We start from the raw sequence: 25,906 nt of genomic DNA on the forward strand, positions 1-25,906 counted from the left end.
AAATTTTATCCAGAGGCAAAAACCCCTGGAAATGGATTATTTTAAGATGCCAGCCTCTTTAAATGCAGCCTCTGCAGCTGGGTGAAGCGGAGCTGAAAGACCTTGAACAAGATCTTCTTTGTTTACTGATTTTAGCGCTGGGTGAAGAGTTTTGTACTCATCAAAGTTGTCTAAAATAGCTTTTATCACAGCTTTTACAGCCTCATCTTTTGTATCTTTATTAGTTACCAAAACAGCTTTTACACCGATAGTATTTACATCGTGATCTACGCCATCATATGAGCCTTTTGGGATCACACCTTTTGCAAAATATGGCTTCTCTTTAAGAAGATTATCGATCTCGCTGCCTTCGATATTTAGGATATCAATCGGCAAAGATGTCGCAGCATCAGTAATATTTGCAGTTGGGTGACCGACGACAAAGCTGTATCCGTCTATCTTTTTATCTTTTAGTGCGTGTGGGCATTCGCCAACTGTTAAAACGCCGCGGTATCCTAGTTTTGAAACGTCAAAGCCTTTTGCTTTAAAGACTTCAAGCGTGCTCACTTCGTTGCCACTGCCTGGGTTTCCGACGTTATATTTTTTACCTGCAAATGAAGCAAGATTACTTGTAAGACCACTATCTTTTGCTACAACAAATGCAAGAAGTTCTGGATAGATAGCAACTACTGAGCGTAAATTTTCATCTTTTGCTCCGTCAAATTTGCCAGTGCCATTAAATTTATCATAGACAACGTCACTTTGAACAAAGCCAAATGTAAGCTCTTTTTTCAAAACGTTATTTACGTTGTAAACCGAGCCGCCAGTTGATTGGACTGAGCATTTTACATTAGTATTTTTGTTTGCTAAACGGCAAATCGCTCCACCTATCGGATAATAAGTGCCTGTCATGCCGCCAGTACCGATACTGATAAATTCTTTTGCTGAAAGAGTTGTTGCTAAAAGCAAGCCAGCAAGTGCCAAAGAAGTAGTTTTCATCTAAGATCCTTTCAAGAAATTTAAGGCTATTTTATTCTATAAATTTAGCTTTTTACCTTATTTGATATGATATTTTCATGCCGTTTTAGTAAAGTTGCAACCATTCTACACAATCAAGACTTAAAAAAATATTTTCTTAAGATTAAATTTATATTTCTTTATCAGCCAAAATAAATTTGATAAACCGGCTATTTAAATATCGTTTTTTATTGTATAATCCACCGCAGTTCTAAGTTTTAGAAAAACTGTTGCAAATTTACAACTAATCAATAGCTTTTATAAATGTTAATAACAATCAAATTTTGGAGGTTTTTCATGAAAAAATCACTTATGTTGGCTGCTTCTATGCTGCTTTTATCTTTAAATTTCGCTTCTGGTGCAGACGAGAAAACGCAGGTTAGCTTTAGTGGCTCATCTACTCTGGCTCCAGTTATTGCTAAAATTTCAACCGACTTTATTGAAAAGTACGAGACTTGGGACAAGGTTGATAGCTCTTTGCCAAACAAAAATATCACCATTTTTGTCTCAGCTGGTGGTTCTGGCGCTGGCGTAAAAGCTGTACTTGATCATGTCGCTGACTTTGGCATGCTAGCTCGCGATATAAAAGATAGCGAAAAGGCAAAGATCAAGGATATGAAAGCCTATACGCTTGGCATAGACGCACTTTGCGTGGCTGTAAACCCAGAAAATGAGGTGATAAAGCTAAAGGGCGGAAATTTAAGCAAAGACGAGATCGTCAAAATTTTCTCAGGCGAGTACAAAAAGTGGAGTGACCTTGACAAATCCCTACCAAATGACGAAATAGTCGTAGTTACAAGAGATCTTGGTGGCGGTGCTCACGAGGTATTTCAAAAAAAGATCATGAAAGATATCAAAGTTAGCAAAAACGTCATCCAATCACCTTCTATGGGCGCGCTTGTCTCAAAAATAATCGAAAATAAAAACGCTATTGGCTACGCATCTTTTGGTATCACAAACCAAAACAAAGGCAAGCTAATACCGCTAAACGTTGATGGCGTCGAGCCAACTGTTAAAAATATAGTTGATGGCAAATACTACATCTCTCGCCCGCTCATCATTGTAAAAAGTGGCGATCTAAGCAAGAGTGAGCAAATTTTTGTTGATGTGCTAAATTCAGCCGAAGGTCAAAAGACTATCGAAAAAATGGGATTTATACCAGTAAAATAGTCTAATGACAGGGCAAATTTTTAAAGGCGGGGTATATCTTTTTACACTTTTATCCGCCATGCTTTTGCTTTTACTTGTGGGGTTTTTACTGCTAAATTCCACGAGTTTTTTTGCAGAAGTAAGCCTTTTTGACTTCTTACTAAATGGCGACTGGGACGTTAGCACGGAGCCTTTTAGCTTTGGGCTGTTTAATATCCTAATCGCAAATTTCGCAGTTGCGTTTCTAGCTTGCATATTTTCATTTTTTATCTCGCTTGGCGTTACTATATTTATATGCTTTTTTGCGAGTGCCTGGCTTAGGCATGTGCTAGACTGGATGATACGAATACTAGCTGGCATACCCTCTATCATATATGGATTTTTCGCGCTTTACACAGTTATAAAAATTTTAGAGTCAGGGCTAAAAATGTCCGCTGGCGAGTCAGTTTTGGCAGCTAGCCTCATACTTAGCGTCATGATACTGCCCTTTTTTACCTCGCACTTGCTCCAAAGCGTCGATTTGCTAAAGCAAAATTTCAAAACAAACTCAGACGCGCTTGGCGTAAGCACTGGATATTTTATAAGAAAAATAATTTTAAGAAAATCCATAAAAGCTAGTATTTCAGGCTTTATACTCGCATTTTCAAGGGCAGCTGGCGAGACGATGGCTGTGATGATGGTCATAGGCAACACCCCGCTTTTTCCGCACCTGCTCTCAAAAGCTCAGACCATACCATCTCTAATAGCCCTTGAAATGGGTATGAGCGAGGCTGGCAGCTTGCACTATCACGCTCTTATTGCAAGCGGATTTGTCCTGCTTGTTTTTATATTTATGCTAAATATTTTTATATTTAAATTTGAGAAAAACAATGAACGCTTTTAAAGATTTTATAGTCAAATTTTATGCCTATCTTTGCGTATTTATAGTGGTCGCGGTGATATTTTGGATATTTTATTTCATCTTTGCAAATGGCATCTCTCAGATAAATTTAGACTTTCTAATCAAAAATCCGCAAGGTTTAAATTTAGGTGAGAGTGGCGGCATAAGAAACGCTATCGTAGGCTCATTTTTGCTGATGATACTATCTATGATATTTTCTGCACTTCTTGGCGTTAGCTGCGCCATTTATAGGCAAATTTACTGCACCTCTAGCACGATCAAACTTGGGCTTAAATTTATCATCCAAACGATGGCCTCCATACCCTCTATCTTGCTTGGGATGTTTGTTTATGGGCTTTTTATCGTTAGTCTTGATATCCCTAAAAGCCTACTAACAGCTAGCATTACGCTTGCTTTGATGGTCTTTCCGTTTGTTGAAGTAAGCGTTGAAAAGGTAATCTCGCAGATCGATGAGAAGATGTTAAGAGATAGCTTTGCGCTTGGTGTTGATAAAAATTTCATGGCTAGAAAGCTGGTTTTGCCAACTATTAGGAAAAATATCATATCGATCTTGATACTAGCTGGCAGCTACGCCATAGGAGCTACTGCGCCACTACTTTTAACAGGGGTCGTTTTTATGGCAAAGGCAGAAGGCCTGCTCTCGCCAGTTATGGCACTGCCTTTTCACCTGCACATGCTCCTAAGCCAGTCAGTCGCAACGCAAAATGCCTATGCCACGGCGCTTGTGCTCATTTTTATATTGATCATTTTGCACCTGCTTTCAGCCGTAGTTTTATTTGATATAGGAGAGAAAATTGCCAGATATTTTAAACATAAAAGATCTTAGTATCTTTTACCAAGATAATGAAATTTTAAAAGATCTAAATTTAAACGTCGCCGAAAACGAGATCATCTGCCTAATGGGTAGCTCAGGATGTGGCAAATCAACATTTCTTTCGGCACTAAATGGCTTTTTAGAGCAAAAGGGTGGCAGATATAGCGGAGAAATTTTATTTAAAGGTGAAAATATTAAAATTAAGGGCGAAATTTGGCTGAGACGAAAACTAGCCATACTCTTTCAAGATGCCACACTCTTTCCCTTTAGCGTAGAAAGAAATTTGACCTATGCGATGGAATTTTACGAGGGCAGCATAAAAGATAAGCAAAAAAGGGTAGAAGAGCTACTTAAAAGCGTAAATTTACTAGGTGAAATAAGTGACCTAGATATGCCAGCTAGCAAGCTCTCTGGTGGTCAAAAGCAAAGACTTTGCATCGCAAGGATGCTAACTACAAAACCTGAAGTGCTCATGCTTGACGAGCCTTGCTCATCGCTTGATATGAAAAATATTTTGATCGTAGAGGAGCTTTTAAAAAGCTTGTCGCAAAGATACACCATCATCATCACCACGCACAATGAAGAGCAGGCAAAAAGGCTTGGCGGCAGGATAGTTCGCATCGTAGATAAGAAATTTACATTTTAAAAGAGCTAGAATTTCTAGCTCTAAATTTAGTCGATAAACCTCTTTGTGATATTTGCGTAGGCATCGATCCTGCGATCTCTTAAAAATGGCCAAATTCTTCGCACTTCTTCACTTCTTTTCATATCTATTTCAACGATCTTGCAAAGCTCATCTGTGCTATTTGCACGGAAAAGCTGCTCGCCTTGTGGCCCAAAAACAAAACTATTTCCCCAAAATTTTATCCCATCCATCACGCCGCTATCATCTTTTTCAAAGCCCACACGATTTACTGCAACAACTGGCAGGCCATTTGCCACACTGTGACCTCTTTGCACCGCCACCCACGCTTCAAGCTGTCTTGACTTTTCATCATCACTATCGCCTTCAAACCAGCCAATAGCCGTTGGATAGATGAGGATTTTCGCCCCTTTTAGCGCCATCAGCCTTGCTGCTTCTGGATACCACTGATCCCAGCAGACCAAAACGCCAAGCTTGCCAAGGCTGGTTTCAACTGGCTCAAAGCCAATGTCACCAGGTGTGAAGTAAAATTTCTCGTAAAATCCAGGGTCATCAGGGATGTGCATTTTTCGGTACTTGCCAGCCACGCTGCCGTCACGCTCGAAGACAAAAGCGGTGTTGTGATAAAGTCCGTCAGCCCTCTTTTCAAATAGTGAAGTGACTAAAACAACGCCATTTTCTTTTGCTACCCTGCCCCAAAAAGCGACGTCCTCTTGCCAGTCATTTGCGTGATTAAAGAAATTTGTATCCTCGCTTTGGCAAAAGTACTGCGTCTGGTGCAGCTCTTGGCAGACAACTAGATCAGCGCCACCTTTTTTTGCCTCGCTGATTAGCTCAAGTGTCTTTGCGATGGTCGCCTCTTTTGTGCCTTTAAATTCTTGTTGAAGTAGTGCTACTTTCATCTCATTTCCCTTCTTTATCGTTGTATGGGTCTAAATGCGTGGTTATCTGCCACGAATAATCCCTAAATTTCTCCCTTATCTCGGCTTCAAGTGAGTCGGCCACCTCGTGCGCATCGTAAAGTGAGATATCTTTGTCAAAAACTAAATGCAGCGTTAAAAATATGGTATTTGTGCTCTGTCTTGTGTTTAGATAGTGAAAGTCTGAAATTCTCTGCTTTGCCTTTATCATCTTGATGATCTCATCTGTGACCTCAGGGCTTGCTGCGTGATCCAACAAGATACCAAAGGCGTCTTTACCTAAATTTATAGCGCTTTGAGCGATGTAGCCACTTATCACGATACCAAAGATCGCATCTATCATCACAAATCCACTAAATTTAATGATAAGTAGCGAGATGATGACTGCAAGGTTGCTAAAAAGGTCGATCTTATAGTGCAGCGCGTCTGCTTTTATGATAAGGTTGCCACTTTTTTTAGAAATTTGGTTCAAAAATAGCACCAAACATAGCGTCACTATGACCGAAAAGACCATCACGCCAAGGCTTAAACCAAGGTCTATCTCTAAATTTGGCTCACTAAATTTCTTAACACTCTCATAAAATATATATCCAGCAGCCACAACGATGATGACGCACTCAAATAGAGCAGCTAAGGCCTCTAGCTTTGTGTAGCCAAAGTTGAACCTCTCATCGGCTTGTTTTCTTGACTTTCTAAGCGCAAATAAATTTAAAAGCGAGACAATAAAATCAAGCATCGAGTCAATCGCCGAGCCAAGCACAGCGACCGAGCCGCTAAAAAGCCCAGCTGTAAATTTCACAAGCGCGAGCAAAAAGGCGCAAGCTCCAGCCGCGATAACTGCCTTATTTTCGCCCTGCGTGCACTCCTGCTTATTTATGCGGTTAAACTCATAATCAAACGGACTTGACAAGGCTAAGCCCTTTTGTATCTATTTTGGCTTGAGCAGTGAAGCGAGCCATTTTGGCGCACAAAAACTAGCGAATTTACACCGATGATCTTTCTATCTGGCAGCGCCTGGGCTAGTAAATTTAGCACCTTTTCATCGTTTTCGTCATTATATGTTGGCACGATTAGCGCGCCATTTATAAAGATAAAGTTTGCATAGGTGCATCCAAGCCTTTTGCCATCATAAAATTTAGGTTTTGGTAGTGGCAGAGCAAGTAGCTTAAAGCCAGTTTTTTTAAGCTCATCTTCCATCATTTTAAGCTCATCAAAGTGCTCATCGCTCTTGTCATTGCAAGCTACGTAAGCGATAGTATCAGGCGTGATAAAACGCGCTAAAGTGTCGATGTGGCTATCTGTGTCATCGCCTTTTATAAAGCCATTTTCAAGCCAGATGATACGCTTTAGTCCAAATAAATTTTTTAGTTTTTCTTCGATCTGCTCTTTGCTAAGTGCTTTGTTTCTATTTTCATTTAGCAGACATTTTGAGGTGGTTAAAAGCACGCCATCTCCGTTAAACTCGACACTTCCACCCTCTAGTATCATATCAACTGGCTCAAGCTTGGTTTTGTAAATTTTAGCTAGCTCTAAATTTATCGCATCATCTTTTGAGCTCTTAAATTTACCGCCCCAAGCGTTAAATTTAAAGTCGTAACTCTTTACGCCGTCTTCAGTGCAAACATCGATCATGCCGTAGTCTCTGATCCAAGTATCATCAGTATCAAGCTTTACAAACTCTACATTTTTAAATTTCTTAAACCTAGCAAAATTTGCCTCATCAGGGCAGATGAGCACCACCTTTTGAAATGGCACGATAGCAACCACAAGCTCCTCATAGCTCGTCAAAATCTCCTCTAAATAAGGCTCCCAGTCGCTCTTACTATGTGGCAGCGATAAAAACAAAAGCTCCTGCTCTTCCCACTCTGCATATGCTCTCACGCTCTCTCCTTGTAAATTTTATAAATTCCATAAATCGTAATGAATATCCAAAAGACCTCTATCAAAAATGAACCGAGGTTAAAGTGCACAAAAAGCGAGATGATAAGTAGCACCGCACCTACTAAATTTATTATCTGATAGGCTAGATCACGGCTATTTAGGCGGCCGATCTGAAGTAAAAAGTAGCCCATCACGATGCAAATCATCCCTAAAAAACCGATGATTTGAAAAAGATCGATCAAATTTTATCCTTTTTGCAAGCTTAAATTTAAAGCAAGATCATATCTAATTAGTTTTAAATTTATGATTATAAGATAAAATAACTCCATTTTTCAGATTGGATTAAAGTTTTATGGATTTTGAGTTTATTGAGAAATTTTATCCGCTTTATGTTAAGGCCGGAGTGCTTACCTGTGAGATTGCCTTTTTAGGGATTATTTTTTCTATTTTGATCGGTATTTTTTGTATGGCCGTGAAATTTTACAAGCTAAAATTTCTATCAAAAGTAATTGATTGCTACATCGAGCTCTCAAGAAATACACCACTTCTTATACAGCTTTTCTTTTTATACTACGGCTTGCCAAAGCTTGGTGTATCGATGAGCGGCTTTGCCTGTGCGGTCGCGGGACTTAGCTTTCTTGGCGGTAGTTACATGAGTGAGAGCTTTAGACTTGGTTTTGAGGCGGTTAGAAAGTCGCAGATAGAAGCAGGTCTTAGCATCGCACTTAGCAAAAATCAGCTCTTAAGATATGTTATCTTGCCTCAAGCATTTAGCGTAGCGGTGCCAAGCATTAGTGCAAATATTATCTTTTTACTAAAAGAAACAAGCATCGTTAGTATCGTAGCTCTTGCTGATCTAGTTTACGTCGCAAAGGATCTCATTGGGCTTTATTACAAAACAGACGAAGCGCTTTTTATGCTAGTAATTAGCTATCTCATCATCATCTTGCCAGTCTCGCTGGTGCTTAGCTATGTCGAAAAAAGGGTGAGAAATGCAAGGAGTTAGTATATTATTTGATACACAAAATTTACTAAGGCTCTTTGAAGGTCTAGTCATTAGCACAGAAATTTCATTTATCTCTATTTTTATCTCTATAATCGGCGGCTTAGTGCTTGGCGTACTTATGAGCATGAAAAATAAATTTATCTATTTTATTTTAAAAATTTGCCTAGAAATCGTTCGTATAATGCCTCAGATCGTTTGGCTATTTTTATTTTATTTTGGTGTCAGCAAGGCGTTTGATATTCATATTTCAGCATTTACAGCCTCACTCATCGTCTTTAGCTTGTGGGGAATTTTTGAAATGATGGACATCGTGCGTGGTGCAATAACATCAATACCAAAACATCAATTTGAATCAGCCGCATCGCTTGGACTTAGTAAATTTCAAATTTACTCTCACGTCATCATCCCACTTGCCACAAGAAGGCTAGTTCCTGGAGCTGTAAATTTACTAAGCCGTATGATAAAAACGACCTCTATTGTCGTGCTAATTGGCGTTGTGGAGGTAGTCAAGGTCGGCCAGCAGATCATCGAGCGAAATGTATTTACAAATCCTATGGCGCCATTTTGGATATACACGCTCATATTCTTTTTATATTTTGCGATCTGCTATCCAGTCTCAAAACTATCGAAAAAACTAGAAGAAAAATGGAGCTAAAATGAGCGAAAATATCTTAGAACTTAAAAAAATAAACAAATTTTATGGAGAGCTTCACGCCTTAAAAGATATAAGCTTAGAGGTTAAAAGTGGTGAAGTAGTCGTGCTTCTTGGGCCATCTGGCTGTGGCAAAAGCACAACTCTTAGGTGCATAAACGGCCTTGAGAACATCGCAAGCGGCGAGATAATCATAGACGGCGAAGTGATAGATGCTAAATTTAAAGAGTGGCAAAGGATCCGCCAAAAGGTCGGCATGGTCTTTCAAAGCTACGAGCTATTTGATCATATGAACGTCATAGATAACGTCCTTCTTGGGCCTTTAAAGGTGCAAAAAAGAGATAGAGTCGAGGCTGAAAAAACGGCTGATATGTGGCTAAGCAAGGTTGGGCTGCTTGATAAGAAATTTGCCTATCCAAAGGAGCTAAGCGGCGGTCAAAAGCAGCGCATAGCAATCGTTAGAAGCCTTTGTTTAAACCCTGAGATCATGCTATTTGACGAGGTTACGGCTGCGCTTGATCCAGAGATCGTTAGAGAAGTGCTTGATGTGATACTAAATTTAGCCAAAGATGGCATGACGATGCTAATAGTCACACACGAGATGAGCTTTGCAAGAGCGGTTGCTAACAAGATCGTATTTATGGACGCTGGAGCGATCGTGGAGATCAGCGAGCCAGAGGAGTTTTTTACTAATCCAAAGAGCGATCGCGCAAAGAAATTTCTAAATTTATTCTCATTTTAGAAAAAATAAGAGATAATTTGCCGTTTTTTCAAAATGCGTTTAGAGCGAGATTTGACCGCTCTTATTTACTAAATTTTCTAAAAGGAGAAAGAGTGAGAAAATTTAAATTTTTCTTATTAGCATTAGTCGCTACCGTCTTTCTAACGGGTTGTGGTGATGACAAAGGTGCGGACAAAGCAGCCGCTTCAAACCAAGCTGATACGATCGCAAAGATCAAAGAGCGTGGATATATAAGGATAGGCGTTTTTAGCGACAAACCGCCATTTGGCTACGTCGATAAAGACGGCAAAAACCAAGGCTATGACATCTACTTTGCAAAACGCATCGCAAAAGACTTGCTTGGCGATGAGAGCAAGGTTAAATTTGAGCTAGTCGAGGCTGCTGGCAGGGTCGAAGTGCTCACAGCTGACAAGGTCGATATCACGCTTGCAAATTTCACGAAGACCCCTGAGCGCGCGCAAGTTGTTGATTTTGCGCTTCCATATATGAAAGTATCTCTTGGCATCGTTAGCCCTGAGGGCGCTGTGATAAAGAGCGTTGATGAGCTAAAAGATAAAACTTTGATCGTCAATAAAGGCACAACAGCAGACGCATTTTTTACAAAAAATTATCCTGATATCAAGCTTTTAAAGTATGATCAAAACACCGAAACTTTCGCAGCTTTGGTTGATAAAAGAGGTGCTGCTCTAGCGCATGATAACGCCCTACTTTTTGCCTGGGCGAAAGAGACTCCTGGTTTTGTTGTAGGCGTTGAAGCACTTGGTGATGTGGACGTGATAGCACCAGCTGTTAAAAAAGGTAACAAAGTTTTACTTGACTGGCTAAACAATGAAATCATTGAGCTTGGAAAAGAAAATTTCTTCCACAAAGACTATGATGCTACACTAAAACCGATCTACGGCGACAGTGTCAATCCCGAATCACTTGTCGTTGAAGGTGGCAAACTCTAAAAATTTAATGGCGTAAATCTTTACGCCATCTCTCTTTTTTTAAATTTAACAAATATGTTCGTAGGCTTTTTCAGTAGGTGATATTGTCATAAAATATATAAACTTGCATATCTGACTGAGCAGTAAGCTAGTAGATGAACCCTTGCAATAATGAGCTATTTTAAAAAGAATGCCGACATTAGATAGGCTACTTGTGGATTTAAATTACATTATCCACATGAAGGTTCAAAAAAGTTAAGCCGCATGTTATTTTATAAATTTAAATTGTTATTTTATAAATTTAAATTCTAGATGGATGATATGTATGCAAAGTTTCCAAAAAATCCACGAAAGCTAGGCGAGAAAGATACAACTTAGTTTTTAAATGTTTAAACAAAAATTTTAAAGAGCATTTTGGAGTAAATTTAGCCCAAAATGCTCATTGTAAGCTACATTAAGCTCTTTAACAAATTTGTCACTTTTTGCTCGATATCTTCTAGAAATTCCTTGCTCTTTGCCTCAAATCTAGTGACGATAACTGGCGTTGTATTTGATGCACGCACCAGCGCCCAGCCATTTTCAAACTGAATTCTAATACCATCAATATCAATGATATTTTTTATCTTTGGCAGGTCGCAACTCTCGTTTTTCACGCACTCTTTTAACTTGGCAACTATCTTAAATTTAGCCTCGTCAGTCGTCTTTACCTTGATCTCATCGGTGCTAAAGACAAGTGGCATCTTATCAAGCTCGCCGTCAAGGTCAAAGCCCTTATGAACTAGTTCGAGCACTCTCATCATCGCATAAAGCGCATCATCAAAGCCAAAGTATCGCTCTTTAAAGAAGATATGACCGCTCACTTCAGCTGCAAGATCTACGTTTAGCTCTTTCATCATCTTTTTGATGTTGCTGTGTCCTGTTTTTCCCATAAAAACTTCGCCGATCTTAGCGATCTCATCGTACATATTTTGTGAGCATTTAACCTCGCCAAGCACCTTTGGATGTTTCATATTTAGAGCATAAAGATATGCTAGTTCATCGCCTTTTATATCTCTTTTTGGCGTTATAACCGCGATCCTGTCGCCGTCTCCGTCAAAGCCAAATCCAAGGTCAAATTCTTTCTTTTCTATAAGAGAAAATAGCTCTTTTAAATTCTCTTTTTCGCTTGGATCTGGATGGTGATTTGGGAAATTTCCGTCTGGATATTCATATAAAATTTTTGCATTTAGTCCAAGTGCCTTGACGATAGGCACCAAACTCACGCCAACAGCGCCATTTGCACAGTCGATAACAAAAGGCTTTTTGAAATTTTTAAGCTCACTAAATTCTTTTACAAAAAACTCGACATATTTTTCTAAGATATTAAATTTCTCGCAGCTCTCATCGTCTGCTATTTGCTCACCAGAAGCGATTATCTCGTTCACCTTATCTTTTAAAATTTGCAAATCTTTGCCAAAGAAACTATCTTTTTTGATAGTGATCTTAAAGCCGTTGTACTCTTTTGGGTTGTGAGAGCCCGTGATCATGATATTTGCGTCGAAATAATCAGCATAAACGCTAAAGTAGCCAACAGGAGTTGGAAGTAAGCCGATGCTATAAATTTTAAAGCCACCAGCCTTATTTAGGCCGCTTAGCAGATACCTAAAAAGCGTACTAGCGCTTATTCTTGCGTCAAAACCAACACTTAAAGTTTTTACGCCAAATTCGTTAAATTTCTTACCCAAAGCAAGCCCTATAGCCTTGACGCTATCTTCTGTCAAGTCTTTTTCAAAAATGCCACGGATGTCGTATTCTCTAAAAATTTCATCATATTTCATTGTAAATTCTCCCTAAAAGAAAGCAAAATGATACAAGAATAAATTTAAAAAGGAGTAAATAATTTTATAAATTTAGTGAGTCTAAAGTTTAAGTATAAATTCGAGCTAGAAAGCTCTAGCTCGAAAAAGGGCTGCTACATCATGCCGCCCATACCACCCATTCCGCCCATGTCAGGCATTGCAGGCATTGCTTTTTCTTCTTTTATCTCGCTGATAGTTGCCTCAGTCGTTAGTAGTAAGCTAGCCACGCTAACAGCGTTTTGTAGCGCGACTCTCTCAACTTTAACTGGATCGATGATACCGGCTTCAAACATATTTACATATTCGCCAGTTGCAGCATTAAAGCCAAAATTTGCATCTTTGCTTGTCTCAACTGCGTTTGCGACAACACCTGCGTCAAAGCCGGCATTCTCAGCGATTTGGCGAAGTGGAGCACGAAGCGCTCTTCTAACGATCTCAGCGCCGATTGCCTCATCACCTTGTAAATTTAGATTTACACTCTTTGAAGCAAGGATAAGAGCTGAACCGCCGCCTACTACGATACCCTCTTCAACAGCTGCACGAGTAGCGCTTAGAGCATCATCAACGCGGTCTTTTTTCTCTTTCATCTCAGTTTCAGTCGCAGCACCTACTTTAATAACTGCCACGCCGCCACTTAGTTTTGCAAGGCGCTCTTGTAGTTTTTCTTTGTCGTAGTCGCTTGTTGTTTCTGCGATTTGAGCTTTTATCTGAGTGATTCTAGCGTCGATCGCTGACTTCTCACCTGCGCCATTTACGATAGTTGTGTTGTCTTTGTCGATAACTACACTTGAAGCTTGTCCAAGATCGTTTATAGTGGCGCTTTCAAGTGTTCTGCCTAGCTCTTCACTAATGACTTCACCACCTGTTAAGATAGCGATATCTTCAAGCATCGCTTTTCTTCTATCGCCAAAGCCAGGAGCTTTTACAGCTGAGATGTTTAGCACGCCGCGAAGTTTATTTACAACAAGCGTTGCAAGCGCCTCCCCCTCGATATCTTCAGCGATGATTAGAAGTGGTTTGCCACTCTTTTGTACTTGCTCAAGCACTGGAAGCAGGTCTTTTAAATTTGTGATCTTCTTGTCAAATAGCAATATAAATGGATTGCTTAGCTCAACTTGCATCTTTTCAGGATTTGTGATGAAGTATGGGCTTAGATATCCGCGGTCAAACTGCATACCCTCAACAACGCTTAGCTCGTCTTGGATAGACTTTGCCTCTTCTACTGTTATGACACCATCTTTGCCGACTTTTTCCATCGCATCAGCGATAAGCTTGCCGATGCTCTCGTCTGAGTTAGCTGAGATAGTAGCGATCTGAGCGATCTCTTTTGAGCCAGAAACTTTTTTAGAGATGTTTTTTAGTGCATCTATAAGAGCTGCTACTTCTTTATCCATGCCGCGTTTTACTTCGATAGGATTTGCGCCAGCAGTTACGTTTCTAAGACCCTCTTTAAATATCGCGTGAGCTAGCACAGTCGCTGTTGTAGTGCCGTCGCCCGCTTGGTCATTTGTCTTGCTTGCCACTTCTCTAACTAGGCTTGCACCCATGTTTTCGATAGTATCTTTTAGCTCAACTTCTTTAGCCACACTAACGCCGTCTTTTGTGATGTTTGGAGCGCCAAAGCTCTTTTGGATAAGAACATTTCTGCCTCTTGGTCCCATTGTCACTTTCACAGCATCATTTAGTTTTTTTACGCCCTCGTATAGGCGGTTTCTTGCATCATCAGAGTAAAAAATTTCTTTTGCCATTGTTTTTCCTTTCGGTTTTAATTTATTTTAAAAAATCAGCCTTATTTATCATTGACAAAGGCATATTAATATCAAAAATTTTGCCGCGAATATTTGAATAGCCGTTTTTAGCTAGTCTTTCACTATGCATTTTCAGATATTTTTCCGCATTCTCCTTATTGTCAAAAAGATAAATTCCGCCGGCTTCTTTTGTTTGTTTGTTCTCAGTCCAAATTTTCCATATCATACCGGGTTCTTGGTTGATGCTTTTAGCCAAATCCTCAAAAGCTTTTGACATCTCGTCTCCAAAAAGACCTTCTTGCGGAAAATCAACATACATAATTGCAGCCATCTGCAGCCTTATTTTAAAACGCCTAAAACATCGTCGATGTTTAAAACAAGATATGTTTTATCATCTAAATTTATCTCAGTGCCACCGTATTTTGCAAATACAACTTTATCACCAACTTTTATGCCCTCTACTTCAGCCCCGACTGCTTTTACCTCGCCGCTTAAAGGTTTTTCTTTTGCGTTATCAGGTATAATAATGCCCGAAGCTGTGGTCTTTGTCTCCTCTACGCGTTCGACTAGAACACGCTTGCCTAATGGTTGAAAGTTCATTGTTCATCCTTTTGGTTTAATTGTCTTTTTTAGCACTCTTTATTTTTGAGTGATGAAATCCTAGCACTTTTTTCTAAAAAAGTCAATAATTTATAGTTAAATTTTATTAAAACTTTAGTCACTTACACTAAAGTTTTATGATATGTAAAACTAATATAAAGGAAATTTATGAAAAAAATAGCCTATATAGTAGCGGCTTTGGCACTGATAATCCTTTGCATTTTTGGCTTTATCTTTAGCTCTTTTGGTAATAAATTTATAGCCAACAAAATAGAAAAAGAGGCACTTGCTCGTGGTATCGATGTGAAATTTAAAGATTTTAGCCTTGGACTTAACACGCTAAATTTAGAAGCGACCGTGATGAACGCCATAAATTTAAAAGCTAATGGCGAGCTTTCACTGCTTGCTCAAAGTATGAGCTTAAACATAGATATAAACACTGACAAGGCAAAGGCTAGCGAGCTTGGACTAAAAAAAGACGTCGCTCTTAAAGCAAATGTGGCTGGTAAATTTAGTGACATCAAGCTAACGGCCACTGGCACTGCGCTTGGCTCAAATATAAATTTAAACGTAAATTTAAAAGACTACCTGCCAAAAGCCATAAACCTTGACGCTAAAAATATAGAAATTTCTGAGATATCAGCTCTTGCTAAAAAGCCAAATTTAGCTAGCGGCAAGCTTGATCTAACGAGCAACATGCAAGGAGTTGATGAGAAAAATGAGCCCATCATAAACGCTCAAATTTTAGCAAGCGATGCAGTGATAAACAAAGAAATTCTTAAAAATGAATTTGGGCTAAATTTAGCAAAAGATATAAACTTTAAAGGTGGCGTAAATGCTAAATTTGCAAATGAAAAAGTGAGCGCAAAAACCATTATCATCGCACCTGAAGCCACTTTAAAAACAAACGAGACGACTTATGATCTAAGTAGCAAAAATTTAAAGAGCGACTTTTCCCTAAACGTGCCTGATCTTGCCCTTTTTGGCAAGCTCTTAGGCGAGCAACTAAGCGGCGCTGTGGATGCAAACGGCGAAATTACAATGCAAGAAAATGCCCTTCAAAACCTAAAAGCTGAGATAAACGGCCTTGGCGGCAAGATAAATGCAAATTTTGATAGCAAAAACTTAGCCCTAAATGCAACTAACATCAAGCTAAAAGAGCTTCTAGCGCTTGCTTTGCAGCCTAGCTACGCAGACGGGCAGATAAATTTAAACGCAAATTTTAGCGGCTTTAATGAGCTAAAAAAGCTTGCAGGCGAGGCTAAATTTGAGATAAAAAATGGCCTTATAGATAATGGTCTTGCAAAGCTTAAAAACGCGGCGAAATTTGAGCTAAAAGGTGGCGCCACAGCAAAAGGTGAGCTTGTAAATTTTGACGCAAACATGCTTAGCGACCTTGGCGAGCTAAAGGATGTAAAGGGCGTTTTTGACATAAAAAACAGCCAAATTTTTAGCAAATTTGCTCTGCTCATTAGCGACCCTGAGAAATTTAAAGCAGTTAGTGGCTTTGAGGTGGGCTCAACGATGGCGCTTGCGGGCGATGTGAAGGTTAAAGCAAGCAAGATAGATGAGCTAAATTTAGGCGGCGATGCCTTTGCTGGTAAGCTAAACGCCACCATAAAAAATGAAAATATTGATCTTAGCCTAAAAGATGCGCAGCTAGGAGAGATCTTGGCGCTTAGCGGCAACGATAGGCTGGCAAACGCTAAGACAAATGTCCAAGCAAAGGGGCAAAATATCTTTAGTAAAAACCCAAGCGTCACCGCAACGATCGCTTTGAATGATGGCAAATTTAACGCCGCAACACTTAGCAAAATGCTTGATAAAAAATTCCCAGAAAATGAGAAATTTAGCTCAAATTTGAGTCTAGACTATAAAGGCGACATAGCAAAATTTAGCGGCGACTTTCTTAGCTCGCTAGCTGATATAAAGGGCATAGATGGCAGTTTTGACGTGGGCAAAAGCACGCTTAGCTTAAAGCTTCAAGCGGTAGTTTCAGAGCTAAATAAGCTTGCATTTTTAGCTGGTCGCGAGCTTCACGGTAAATTTGCAGCCCTCGTAACAGCAAATGGTAAAGTGGATGATCTAAGCGTAAAAGCCACTTCAGATGATCTATTTAAGGGCAAACTAGAGGCGAACTACAAAGGTGGCGCGCTTGGTGCGGTGCTAAAAAACTTCGAAGTCAAAGGACTAACACAGACTTTGGGGCTGGATCATCTATATGACGGCAACGGCGATGCTAAATTTAACTACGAAACAAAACAAAAGCTCGGTAAATTTGACATCTTGCTAAAAGAGGGTCACCTAGCCAGCACAAATCTCACAAACAATATAAAAATCTTCACCGGCAAGGACATCACAAAAGAAATTTACAAAGACGGCAAAATTTACGGCGATATAAAGGGCGATAACGTCGTTTTTAACGTAAATTTAAGCTCACCAAAGAGCGATATAAAGGTTGCAAATGGCACTTATAATATCGCGACAAAAATGCTTAACGCGCCGCTTGTTTGCAGGCTAGAAAAGACCGATCTAAACGTGCAAATCTCAGGTACGACAGACAAGCTAAAATACGACGTCAGGTCGCAATATCTTGAAAATAAGGTCAAAAAAGAGATAGGTAGATTTTTGGACAAAAAACTAGGCGGCAAAGATGATGAAGGCGCAAACGGCGAAAAGCAAAATTTAAAGGGGCTTTTAAAAGGGCTATTTTAGATGAAAAAGGCAGAAAATTTAAAGTATCTAATGGGGCTTGGGCACTTTTGTAGCGACATAAACCAAAGTGCCCTTGGCGCGATGCTAGTACTTGGCGAGTGATAGCGCTCAAATTTGATGCGAAATTTAGCTTGCGCTACGCAAGTATAATTTAATGCTTGCGGTAGTAAAATTTTGCAAAATTATGTTTATAGGAGAAGCGATGAAAAAGCTGATTATTTTTATGATTGCGCTACTATTTTGCGGGTGCGGCATAGCGTCAAAGGGCGATGGAGCCTCAAGTAATATGAATTTTCATATAGCAAAGAGGGTAGCCATAGATATGTCGGGCGGCTGGATTGATTTTAATAAAGAAAACTACGATAAATTTTGGAGAAATATACGAAGTTCTGGAAATGAAAAATATAGATTGGACTGGATTAAAGCTGATTCTTATTCGATGGTAAATTTAAATATAGAGTTTTTGAAATCTGCCCTTGAAACTTATAAGAGTAAAAATGTGATTAAAACAGCTGATTTTGCGTCCTACGAGAAAAATATCGAAAATTTAGTTCCAACCGTATCTGGTTATAATACTGAACAAGAATATAAGACAAAGATGATAATAAAGCAGGCTATAACAATATACAACAAGCAGCTTGAGGTTTTTAAAAACGGGAGCAAATTCGATATCTATCTTTATGTTATGCGAGTTTCAAATATTAGCGATAACGGCGTGAGTATATCGATTGACTTTGTGGGAATAAATGCTGTCGGCGAGAATAAAAACGATATAGAAAAACACTTGAATAGAGCATATGAATTAAAGCAAAATCTAGATAGTCTTTTTGATAAAAACTATCGTTGGTAATGTATAAATTTTAGCAAAATGAACGACCAAATTTACCTTATCGGCGACGTTCACGGCTGTTATAAAACTCTTTGCACCATGATAGATCGCTTGCCGCGCGGCGCTGATTCTAAAATTTGCTTCGTGGGCGATCTGATAGACCGCAGCGAGGGGAGTTTTGAGGTCATGCAGTTAGCGATGTAGCGCGGTTACGCGGCCGTGATGGGCAATCACGAATACCACCTTTTGCAACACAAGGATGCATTTTTGTGCGGCGAAATGCCTAATGATCCGCGCTGGTTTTTCCTAAACGGCGGTGCGCAGACTTTCGCATCCTACGCCAAAGCCGACCGCGTCCAGAAACTCGCGCACATAGAGTTTTTGTCAAATTTGCCGCTTTATTTGGAATTTCATGAGTTTAAAAACGCGCAGGGCAGGCGGCTCGTCGTATCACACTCGGCGGCCGGGCGGATGTGGCCGCTGCGCAGCTCGGACGGCGATAGTGCGGCGGAGTTTAGGCGGCACGTACTTTGCGGGTAGGGGCGATTTTAGCCAAAACGATGGCGTCTTTAACGTCTACGGCCATACGCCGATCGCGAGCCCAGATATCACGGAATTTGGTGCAAATATCGACACGGGCTGCATCTATAGGCACGGCTTTGGCCGTCTTGCGCGCTTGAGTTTCGAGTATGCGAGTCTTTTTGCAGGATAATATCGAAGAGGGCGGGTGAGATTACTGGGCTAAAATTTCATCGTAGCTTTCTTTGATATTAACTATTTCATTATCTATAAAATCACAACTTAGGCGCAAAATTTTACTATTCGAAAACATCTCTCTGACATGCGCCGCTAGGATACCTGCATCTTTGTCGCTTGAGCAAAGTATCCTAAAAATAATTTCCGTTTCTATATCGTCTACAAAATTTGTTTTTTTGTTTAGATTTTGATATAAATTTCTTGTTGTGATTCTGACTGCAGAGCCATAGTACTTGCCGTCAAGCGCACACTCTGCTAACGTTTTTATTAAGCCGCCTTTTATATCAAAGACAGAAACAAAACCACGTTTTACAATTTTTATCTCTTCTTTTGTCATTTATGGACTACTTTTTTGATTAAAATTTTGCTTTTTTACAAATACGTCATATTTTAGTAAAAATTGGCTAAATAAATTTTTGTGCCATTTTTAAAATTTGGCATTTTTAAGATATGGGTCTCGGTGAGTAAAATTTGAAACCGAAATTTACAAATTTAACTTCAAATTTGAGCGTAAAACGATAAGGCGAAGTATTTTTCGTCAGACGAGGCAGCGGCGAGCGAGGCGAGGGAGCGGACTAGCCGTCCGCGACCGAAGCCGACTGAGCCGGTAACGAAGTATGGCGGAAAAAGACAAGCCGTCAAATTTAAAGCTTGCGGATTTTGGCGATCTCGTCGCGCAATGCCGCCGCCTTCTCAAACTCCAGCTGCGCCGCCGCTTCAAGCATCTGCTTTCTTAGCTCTTTTACTATCGCAGCTCGCTCGCTAGCTGGCATCTTCTCTAAATTTTTACCACGTTTATAAATTTCACCATCATCTTCGACATGCAGGCTCTCTTCGATATTTCTACTTGCAGAGTGCGGCGTCATGCCGTGAGCTTTGTTGTACTCATCTTGAAATTTACGCCTAGCTGTCGTCGTATCGATCGCCTCTTTCATCGAGTGCGTGATCTTTTTGGCAAACATTAGCACCTTGCCATTTACATTTCTAGCCGCACGCCCCATCGTCTGTATAAGGCTCGTGGTCGAGCGCAAAAAGCCCTCTTTATCGGCGTCCATGATCGCTATTAGGCTCACTTCTGGCAGGTCTAGCCCCTCACGGAGCAAATTTATGCCTATTAGCATGTCAAATTCGCCACTTCTAAGCCCTCTAATGATCTCATTTCGCTCGATTGCGTCGATGTCTGAGTGCATATACTTGACCTTGACGCCAAGCTCGATGTAGTAGCGGCTTAGCTCCTCGGCCATCTTTTTAGTTAGCACCGTAACTAGCACGCGCTCACCTCTTGCGATGACTGCCTTTGCCTCGTCAAATAGCACCTCGACTTGATTGTCGCTATCTTTTATCTCGATGATCGGGTCAAGTAGTCCCGTAGGTCGCAAAATTTGCTCATAAACATGCCCCTGGCTGATGCCAAGCTCGTATTCGTTTGGCGTGGCTGAGACAAAGAGAAATTTCGCCTTTTTGCTTATAAACTCGTCAAATTTAAGCGGCCTGTTATCAAGAGCCGATGGCAAGCGAAATCCATACTCCACAAGCACCTCTTTACGGCTTCTATCGCCCGCATACATGCCCCTAAACTGCGGTAAACTCACGTGACTTTCATCGACAATGACTAGATAGTCCTTGCCGCTTATCTCAAAGTAGTCAAACATCGAGTACGGCGTCTCTCCGGGCTTTTGACCAGTTAGGTGGCGTGCGTAGTTTTCGATGCCTTTGCACATGCCAGTGCTTGCCATCATCTCAAGGTCAAACTCCACCCTTTGCTTTAGTCTCTGCGCCTCGACTAGCTTGCCCTGCTCGTTAAACTCTTTCAAACGAATATCAAGCTCCTCTTCGATCTCTTTCATCGCGATCTTTAGCCTATCAGCGCCCACGATAAACTGACTGGTGGCGTAAAGCGTAAATTTAGAAATGTCTTTGATCCGTTTATTATCAAGCACATCAAAATGATACATTGCATCGATCTCATCGCCAAAAAACTCAACCCTTAGGGCTTCGTCGTTGTAATAAGCTGGGTAAATATCAACCACATCGCCATTTACACGAAAGTCGCCCCTGTCAAAGTAGTTGTCATTGCGCTTGTAGCCCATATCCACAAGCTGTTCTAAAAGCTTTCTTTGGCTTATCTTCTCGCCCACGCTAAGATATGCCACCATCCCCTTATACTCGCTTGGATTACCAAGGCCGTAGTTTGCAGAGACTGAGGCCACGCAGATCACATCATCAAAGCTTAGCAAGCTAGCCGTCGCAGAGAGGCGCAGGCGCTCAAGCTCCTCATTTACCGAACTATCCTTTTCTATATATAGGTCACTTCTTGGGATATAGGCTTCTGGCTGGTAGTAGTCGTAATAGCTTATGAAGTACTCGACATGGTTTTTTGGAAAAAAGCCCTTAAATTCGCTATAAAGCTGCGCAGCTAAGGATTTGTTATGCGTCATGATAAGAGTTGGCATGTTTAGCTCACGTATTACGTTTGCCATGGTGAAAGTTTTGCCGGACCCTGTCACACCTAGAAGAGTTTGGTATTTATTGCCTGATTTTATGCTTTTTACTATCTCTTTTATCGCTCTTGCTTGGTCACTGCTTGGGCTAAATTTAGATGAAATTTCAAATTTACTCATTGATTGCCTTTAAATTTGGGCGAATTTTATAGCAAAGATAGTGCTTTGTCAAATGAGAATTTTAATAAGAATTTAGCGTCTGCGTGTTAGAATACGAGCCTAATTATTATTTTAAAGGAACTTTTATGTTTGAAGATAATGCGATCTTAACCACACTAAGCGATAAAGTAAATGACCTGATCACAAAATATGACGAGCTTTGCAAAACGAACGAAGAGTTACGTAATGAGATCGTAACTTTAAAAGCACAAAATGAGGCAAAAAGTAATCAAATCATGCGTTTAGAAGAGGATCTTGACAAGAAAAATACCGAAGCTGATGATGTAATGAGAAAAATCGAAGCTGTCCTTGGCAGATAAGCTTGGCTAAAATATGAAAAAAATCACGCTCACTATATCATCTCGCGACTACACGATCACGCTTGATGATGATTTTGCTAAATTCTTTGAAGATGACTGGCAAAATTTAATGGGCGGACGCCAATTTATCGAGCCAAAAGAGCTTTTAAATGCCTTTATAGAAAAATGTTATGAAAATTATGCTGTGATAAAGGCAGTAAAAAATTTAACTAGCAACGTTGATGAGATATTAAAGCGAGAAGAGAGATGAAAAGACGAGCTTACACCTTGCTTGAGCTGATATTTATAGTAGTTATACTAGGTATTTTAAGCACAGTCGCTATACCTAGGCTATTTTTTTCTAGAAGTGACGCTACTATCTCAAATGCCAAAACTCAACTTGCTGCTATAAGAAGTGGAATTTCACTAAAATACAATGATAATATCTTGCAAGCAAAGCCAGAATTTCCACAAAAACTAGACGATGGCGATCCAAGCAAACTTTTTAAAAATGTTATAAATATACCGATAAAAGATAGCGGTAGCAAAAATGGCTGGCACAGAATAGGCGATGACAAATATACATTTAGACTAGATGGCAAAGTAGCAAATTTCAAATACGACAAAAATACTGGTGATTTTGGTTGCAGTGATGAAAATGAAATTTGCAAATCACTTCAGTAATGCATTATTACATACTCGTATTTTATGGGCTAAATTTAGCCCCACTCACTTATGAAAGCGATCAAAAACTAGAAAAATTTCAAGGCGTAAAGGCTTCTTTAAGAGGAAAAATTCTTACTGCTTTTATCGTAAAAGAGACTGGCAAACCAGAGTTTAAAACAAGCAAAATTTTAGAAATTCTACCGATTAATCTAACTTCAATGCAAAGCGAATTGGCAATATTTATCTCAAAATATTACACATGCGAGCTTGGCGTCAGCCTAAATTTATTTGAACCAAATGACACTATTGCCACAGATCAAATTTATGAAAATCAAAATTTTAATGTAGCACCAAAACTAAGCGAAAAACAGCAAGAGGCTTTGGATTTTATAAATAAACGTAAAATTTCACTCATCTTTGGCGACACTGGAAGCGGAAAAAGCGAGATTTATATAGCAAAGATCAGAGAAATTTTAAACGCAGGCAGCCAAGCACTATTTTTAATGCCTGAAATTTCACTCACGCCACAAATGCAAAAACGCCTTGAGGGCTTCTTTGGCGAGGCAGTAGCAGTCTGGCACTCAAAGATCACGCTAAAGAAAAAAGAGCAAATTTTAAAAGATATAAAAAGTGGCAAAGTTAGGCTAGTTGCAGGTGCGAGGTCGGCTTTATTTTTACCACTTGAAAAACTAAAACTTATCATCATCGACGAAGAACATGACGATAGCTACAAAAATACAGGCTCAAAGCCACACTACAACGCAAGAGATCTTGCCCTCTTTCTAACTAGCAAATTTGACCTACAAGTGGTGCTTGGAAGTGCCACGCCAAGCCTTACTAGCTTTTACAAGCAGGAGCATTTTCGCTTAAAAGGGACATATTTTGATTCGCAAAAAAATTACATTTTCGATGAGAGTGAGACTGGAATTAGTGAAATTTTAAAAGATGAAATTTCAAAGACACTCGCGAATAAAAAGCAAGCTGTCATCTGCCTGCCAACAAGGGCAAATTTTAAATATCTAGTCTGCAAAAACTGCGGTGAAACGCTAAAGTGTCCATTTTGTAGCATCGGTATGAGCTACTACAAAAAACAAAACGTGCTAAAGTGTCAATACTGCGAGCATAAAATGGCCGTGCCAAAAATTTGTCACCAGTGCGGTAGCGAGATGATAGAGGCCAAAAAAATTGGCACTAGCGAGCTACTTGAGCGGCTGCAAGCTGAGTTTGCGAATGCTAGAATCGCTAAATTTGATAGAGATGAAATAACGACGCAAAACAAGCTCGTAAAGGCTTTGAAGGAATTTAACGACGGCAAGATAGATATCTTGCTTGGTACACAAATGCTAAGCAAAGGGCATGATTATCACAACGTAGAGCTTGCTGTCATCATGGGATTTGACGAGCTTTTAAATTTTCCTGATTATAAAGCCAGGGAGCGAACGCTCGCTCTTGCCATGCAAGTAGCTGGAAGAGCTGGTAGAAACGGGTTTGGCAGAGTTATCATTCAAAGCAAACAAAGAGAATTTTTTGAGAGCTACATCAGTGATTATGACGCATTTTTAAAAGATGAGATTGGCTACCGAGAGGGGCTTTATCCGCCATTTACCAGGCTTCTTCGCATTATCATCTCACATAAAGATGAACACATAGTAAAAAATACGATGAATGAATTTGTGCAAAGAATAGAACCTTTAAGAAGCGATGAACTTGAGATCATAGGATACGGAAAGTGCCAGATAGAGTATCTTGGAAGCAAATTTAGATATGAAATTTTACTCCGCTCAAACTCTCATATACCTCTTTTAAAAGCTGCAAACCTCTGCAAAAGCGAACTTAGCGATATTGATATAGACCCGGTAAATTTTAGTTAAAAATGCTAGTCTAAAAACTATCCAACAAAGATATGGCAAATTTTATAGATAAACCTAAGGCTTATGAAAGCATTATGAAATTTGATAAGTTGGCTATAAAGAGTAAGTAAAATTTTAGAAACTACATCCAATAAAAATACTAATTTTTATAAACTATTAAAAATAAATTTTCAAGCCTTTTAAAAGCCATTTTTCTTTATAATCCCCAATAAAAATTTAAAGGCAAAATTTTGCAACGATACCCAACAAAACAAATAAAAATTCGCGATGTTTTAATAGGTGGCGACGCGCCAATATCCGTGCAATCAATGACATTTTCAAAGACAAAGGACGTAAAAGGCACGCTTGAGCAGATACAAAGGCTATATTTTGCCGGCTGTGATATCGTACGTTGCGCAGTTTTTGACAAAGAGGACGCCAGCGCGCTAAAACAGATAGTTGCAGGCTCACCTATTCCAGTCGTTGCAGACATTCATTTTAACCACACCTATGCACTCATCGTTAGCGAATTTGTCGATGCTATTCGCATAAATCCTGGCAACATCGGCTCAGCCAAAAATATAAAAGCGGTCGTTGATGCCTGCAAACAGCGAAATTTACCTATCCGAATAGGTGTAAATTCTGGCTCGCTTGAAAAGCAGTTTGAGGATCGCTACGGCCGCACAGTTGAGGCGATGGTGGAGAGTGCTATGTATAACATCAAGCTTCTTGAGGATTTTGACTTTACGGACATTAAAATTTCGCTCAAATCAAGCGACGTCGAGCGCACGATGCAAGCTTATAGAGCGCTTCGCCCAAAGACAAACTATCCATTTCACCTTGGCGTTACTGAGGCTGGTACCACTTTTCACGCCACTATCAAGTCCGCGATCGCTCTTGGTGGGCTTTTGCTTGAAGGCATCGGCGATACGATGAGAGTTAGCATAACAGGTGAGTTAGAAGAGGAGATCAAGGTCGCAAAGGCGATCTTAAAAGATAGTGGCCGTCAAAAAGAGGGGTTAAACATCATCTCATGCCCAACTTGTGGGCGTTTGCAAGCTGATCTAATGGCAGCAGTAAAGCTCGTAGAAGAAAAAACAAAAGGTATAAAAGAGCCGCTAAACGTTTCAGTCATGGGCTGCGTGGTAAATGCGATCGGCGAGGCAAAGGGCGCAGATGTTGCCATAGCATTTGGAAAAGGCAATGGCATGATAATGCGTCACGGCGAAGTGGTCGCAAGGCTGCCTGAGAGCGAGCTTGTAGATAGATTTTTACAAGAGATCGACGATGAGATAAAAAGTAGAGACTAAAG

The 25,906-nt window shown here is 39.9% G+C and carries 28 protein-coding genes; 17 read left to right on the forward strand and 11 right to left on the reverse strand.

Going from position 1 to position 25,906, the window contains the following annotated elements; genetic code table 11:
* Window positions 1–36 precede the first annotated feature (36 nt).
* On the reverse strand, window positions 37–978 hold the full coding sequence (locus G6W45_RS08255; protein WP_194168154.1) for a TAXI family TRAP transporter solute-binding subunit: 942 nt from the start codon (window positions 976–978) through the stop codon (window positions 37–39).
* A 315-nt stretch (window positions 979–1,293) separates the two neighbouring features.
* On the opposite strand from G6W45_RS08255, the gene G6W45_RS08260 reads away from it, so the two are divergent.
* The 4 genes from G6W45_RS08260 to G6W45_RS08275 are packed head-to-tail and all read left to right on the forward strand — an operon-like array spanning window position 1,294 to window position 4,506.
* Window positions 1,294–2,166, forward strand: coding sequence for a phosphate ABC transporter substrate-binding protein (locus G6W45_RS08260; protein WP_194168155.1), 873 nt, complete (start codon window positions 1,294–1,296; stop codon window positions 2,164–2,166).
* Between the two features lie 4 nt (window positions 2,167–2,170).
* Complete coding sequence (gene pstC / locus G6W45_RS08265) at window positions 2,171–3,028, forward strand: phosphate ABC transporter permease subunit PstC (protein ID WP_194168156.1); 858 nt, start codon at window positions 2,171–2,173, stop codon at window positions 3,026–3,028.
* The gene (locus G6W45_RS08270) at window positions 3,015–3,872 is read left to right on the forward strand and encodes a PstA family ABC transporter permease (RefSeq protein WP_194168157.1); all 858 of its coding nucleotides are present in this window, start codon (window positions 3,015–3,017) and stop codon (window positions 3,870–3,872) included. Before pstC ends, G6W45_RS08270 begins: the two co-directional genes overlap by 14 nt.
* Window positions 3,841–4,506: a phosphate ABC transporter ATP-binding protein gene (locus G6W45_RS08275; RefSeq protein ID WP_194168158.1), complete on the forward strand. Its 666-nt coding sequence runs from the start codon at window positions 3,841–3,843 to the stop codon at window positions 4,504–4,506. Before G6W45_RS08270 ends, G6W45_RS08275 begins: the two co-directional genes overlap by 32 nt.
* A gap of 26 nt (window positions 4,507–4,532) precedes the next feature.
* On the opposite strand, the gene G6W45_RS08280 is transcribed toward G6W45_RS08275, so the two are convergent.
* The 4 genes from G6W45_RS08280 to G6W45_RS08295 are packed head-to-tail and all read right to left on the reverse strand — an operon-like array spanning window position 4,533 to window position 7,546.
* Window positions 4,533–5,405: a carbon-nitrogen hydrolase gene (locus G6W45_RS08280; protein WP_194168159.1), complete on the reverse strand. Its 873-nt coding sequence runs from the start codon at window positions 5,403–5,405 to the stop codon at window positions 4,533–4,535.
* A 1-nt stretch (window position 5,406) separates the two neighbouring features.
* A complete protein-coding gene (locus G6W45_RS08285) occupies window positions 5,407–6,333 on the reverse strand; it encodes a cation diffusion facilitator family transporter (protein ID WP_194168160.1) in 927 nt (308 codons plus the stop codon).
* A gap of 2 nt (window positions 6,334–6,335) precedes the next feature.
* Window positions 6,336–7,304 carry an agmatine deiminase family protein gene (locus tag G6W45_RS08290; RefSeq protein ID WP_194168161.1) on the reverse strand — a complete coding sequence of 323 codons (969 nt, stop codon included), beginning with the start codon at window positions 7,302–7,304 and terminating at the stop codon, window positions 6,336–6,338.
* Window positions 7,301–7,546 (reverse strand): CBU_0592 family membrane protein, encoded by a 246-nt coding sequence (locus tag G6W45_RS08295; protein ID WP_087579327.1) that lies wholly within the window; start codon window positions 7,544–7,546, stop codon window positions 7,301–7,303. Before G6W45_RS08295 ends, G6W45_RS08290 begins: the two co-directional genes overlap by 4 nt.
* Before the next feature lie 110 nt (window positions 7,547–7,656).
* Between G6W45_RS08295 and G6W45_RS08300 the strand changes: the two genes are divergently transcribed.
* The 4 genes from G6W45_RS08300 (at window position 7,657) to G6W45_RS08315 (ending at window position 10,654) form a co-directional block, all read left to right on the forward strand.
* Window positions 7,657–8,310 carry an amino acid ABC transporter permease gene (locus G6W45_RS08300; RefSeq protein ID WP_194168162.1) on the forward strand — a complete coding sequence of 218 codons (654 nt, stop codon included), beginning with the start codon at window positions 7,657–7,659 and terminating at the stop codon, window positions 8,308–8,310.
* Window positions 8,297–8,965, forward strand: a complete 669-nt coding sequence (locus G6W45_RS08305) for an amino acid ABC transporter permease (RefSeq protein WP_149710826.1) — start codon at window positions 8,297–8,299, stop codon at window positions 8,963–8,965. The genes G6W45_RS08300 and G6W45_RS08305 overlap by 14 nt, the downstream gene beginning before the upstream one ends.
* A gap of 1 nt (window position 8,966) precedes the next feature.
* On the forward strand, window positions 8,967–9,704 hold the full coding sequence (locus tag G6W45_RS08310; protein WP_194168163.1) for an amino acid ABC transporter ATP-binding protein: 738 nt from the start codon (window positions 8,967–8,969) through the stop codon (window positions 9,702–9,704).
* Window positions 9,705–9,796: 92 nt separating this feature from the next.
* Entirely contained in the window at window positions 9,797–10,654 is an 858-nt protein-coding gene (locus tag G6W45_RS08315; RefSeq protein WP_194168164.1) for a transporter substrate-binding domain-containing protein, read from the forward strand.
* 428 nt (window positions 10,655–11,082) lie between these two features.
* On the opposite strand, the gene G6W45_RS08320 is transcribed toward G6W45_RS08315, so the two are convergent.
* The 4 genes from G6W45_RS08320 to groES form a co-directional block, all read right to left on the reverse strand.
* Window positions 11,083–12,450 (reverse strand): phosphomannomutase/phosphoglucomutase, encoded by a 1,368-nt coding sequence (locus G6W45_RS08320; protein WP_194168165.1) that lies wholly within the window; start codon window positions 12,448–12,450, stop codon window positions 11,083–11,085.
* A 134-nt stretch (window positions 12,451–12,584) separates the two neighbouring features.
* Window positions 12,585–14,219, reverse strand: a complete 1,635-nt coding sequence (gene groL, locus G6W45_RS08325; RefSeq protein WP_002940160.1) for a chaperonin GroEL — start codon at window positions 14,217–14,219, stop codon at window positions 12,585–12,587.
* A 22-nt stretch (window positions 14,220–14,241) separates the two neighbouring features.
* On the reverse strand, window positions 14,242–14,550 hold the full coding sequence (locus G6W45_RS08330) for a monooxygenase (RefSeq protein ID WP_084042163.1): 309 nt from the start codon (window positions 14,548–14,550) through the stop codon (window positions 14,242–14,244).
* Between the two features lie 8 nt (window positions 14,551–14,558).
* Window positions 14,559–14,819, reverse strand: a complete 261-nt coding sequence (groES, locus tag G6W45_RS08335) for a co-chaperone GroES (RefSeq protein WP_084042162.1) — start codon at window positions 14,817–14,819, stop codon at window positions 14,559–14,561.
* 168 nt (window positions 14,820–14,987) lie between these two features.
* On the opposite strand from groES, the gene G6W45_RS08340 reads away from it, so the two are divergent.
* From G6W45_RS08340 to G6W45_RS09865, 4 genes are all read left to right on the forward strand, one after another.
* Window positions 14,988–17,534 (forward strand): translocation/assembly module TamB domain-containing protein, encoded by a 2,547-nt coding sequence (locus tag G6W45_RS08340; protein ID WP_194168166.1) that lies wholly within the window; start codon window positions 14,988–14,990, stop codon window positions 17,532–17,534.
* A gap of 202 nt (window positions 17,535–17,736) precedes the next feature.
* On the forward strand, window positions 17,737–18,384 hold the full coding sequence (locus G6W45_RS08345) for a hypothetical protein (RefSeq protein WP_103580116.1): 648 nt from the start codon (window positions 17,737–17,739) through the stop codon (window positions 18,382–18,384).
* Between the two features lie 18 nt (window positions 18,385–18,402).
* Window positions 18,403–18,567, forward strand: a complete 165-nt coding sequence (locus tag G6W45_RS09860; RefSeq protein ID WP_242039089.1) for a metallophosphoesterase — start codon at window positions 18,403–18,405, stop codon at window positions 18,565–18,567.
* 298 nt (window positions 18,568–18,865) lie between these two features.
* Window positions 18,866–19,075, forward strand: coding sequence for a hypothetical protein (locus G6W45_RS09865; RefSeq protein WP_242039090.1), 210 nt, complete (start codon window positions 18,866–18,868; stop codon window positions 19,073–19,075).
* A 21-nt stretch (window positions 19,076–19,096) separates the two neighbouring features.
* Here G6W45_RS09865 and G6W45_RS08355 read toward each other — a convergent pair whose 3' ends face one another.
* Complete coding sequence (locus G6W45_RS08355) at window positions 19,097–19,456, reverse strand: hypothetical protein (RefSeq protein ID WP_194168167.1); 360 nt, start codon at window positions 19,454–19,456, stop codon at window positions 19,097–19,099.
* 307 nt (window positions 19,457–19,763) lie between these two features.
* Entirely contained in the window at window positions 19,764–21,740 is a 1,977-nt protein-coding gene (gene uvrB, locus G6W45_RS08360) for an excinuclease ABC subunit UvrB (protein WP_194168168.1), read from the reverse strand.
* Between the two features lie 125 nt (window positions 21,741–21,865).
* Here uvrB and G6W45_RS08365 point away from each other — a divergent pair, with 125 nt between their 5' ends.
* The 5 genes from G6W45_RS08365 (at window position 21,866) to ispG (ending at window position 25,904) form a co-directional block, all read left to right on the forward strand.
* The gene (locus G6W45_RS08365) at window positions 21,866–22,099 is read left to right on the forward strand and encodes a coiled-coil domain-containing protein (RefSeq protein WP_021091279.1); all 234 of its coding nucleotides are present in this window, start codon (window positions 21,866–21,868) and stop codon (window positions 22,097–22,099) included.
* A gap of 13 nt (window positions 22,100–22,112) precedes the next feature.
* Window positions 22,113–22,349 carry a hypothetical protein gene (locus G6W45_RS08370; RefSeq protein ID WP_087580738.1) on the forward strand — a complete coding sequence of 79 codons (237 nt, stop codon included), beginning with the start codon at window positions 22,113–22,115 and terminating at the stop codon, window positions 22,347–22,349.
* Window positions 22,346–22,762, forward strand: a complete 417-nt coding sequence (locus G6W45_RS08375; RefSeq protein WP_072594389.1) for a type II secretion system protein — start codon at window positions 22,346–22,348, stop codon at window positions 22,760–22,762. The genes G6W45_RS08370 and G6W45_RS08375 overlap by 4 nt, the downstream gene beginning before the upstream one ends.
* Window positions 22,762–24,615 carry a primosomal protein N' gene (locus G6W45_RS08380; protein ID WP_194168169.1) on the forward strand — a complete coding sequence of 618 codons (1,854 nt, stop codon included), beginning with the start codon at window positions 22,762–22,764 and terminating at the stop codon, window positions 24,613–24,615. The genes G6W45_RS08375 and G6W45_RS08380 overlap by 1 nt, the downstream gene beginning before the upstream one ends.
* Window positions 24,616–24,845: 230 nt before the next feature.
* Window positions 24,846–25,904, forward strand: coding sequence for a flavodoxin-dependent (E)-4-hydroxy-3-methylbut-2-enyl-diphosphate synthase (gene ispG / locus G6W45_RS08385; protein ID WP_103576799.1), 1,059 nt, complete (start codon window positions 24,846–24,848; stop codon window positions 25,902–25,904).
* Window positions 25,905–25,906: the final 2 nt, after the last annotated feature.

Source organism: Campylobacter concisus, assembly GCF_015229955.1.
Classification (GTDB): domain Bacteria; phylum Campylobacterota; class Campylobacteria; order Campylobacterales; family Campylobacteraceae; genus Campylobacter_A; species Campylobacter_A concisus_AT.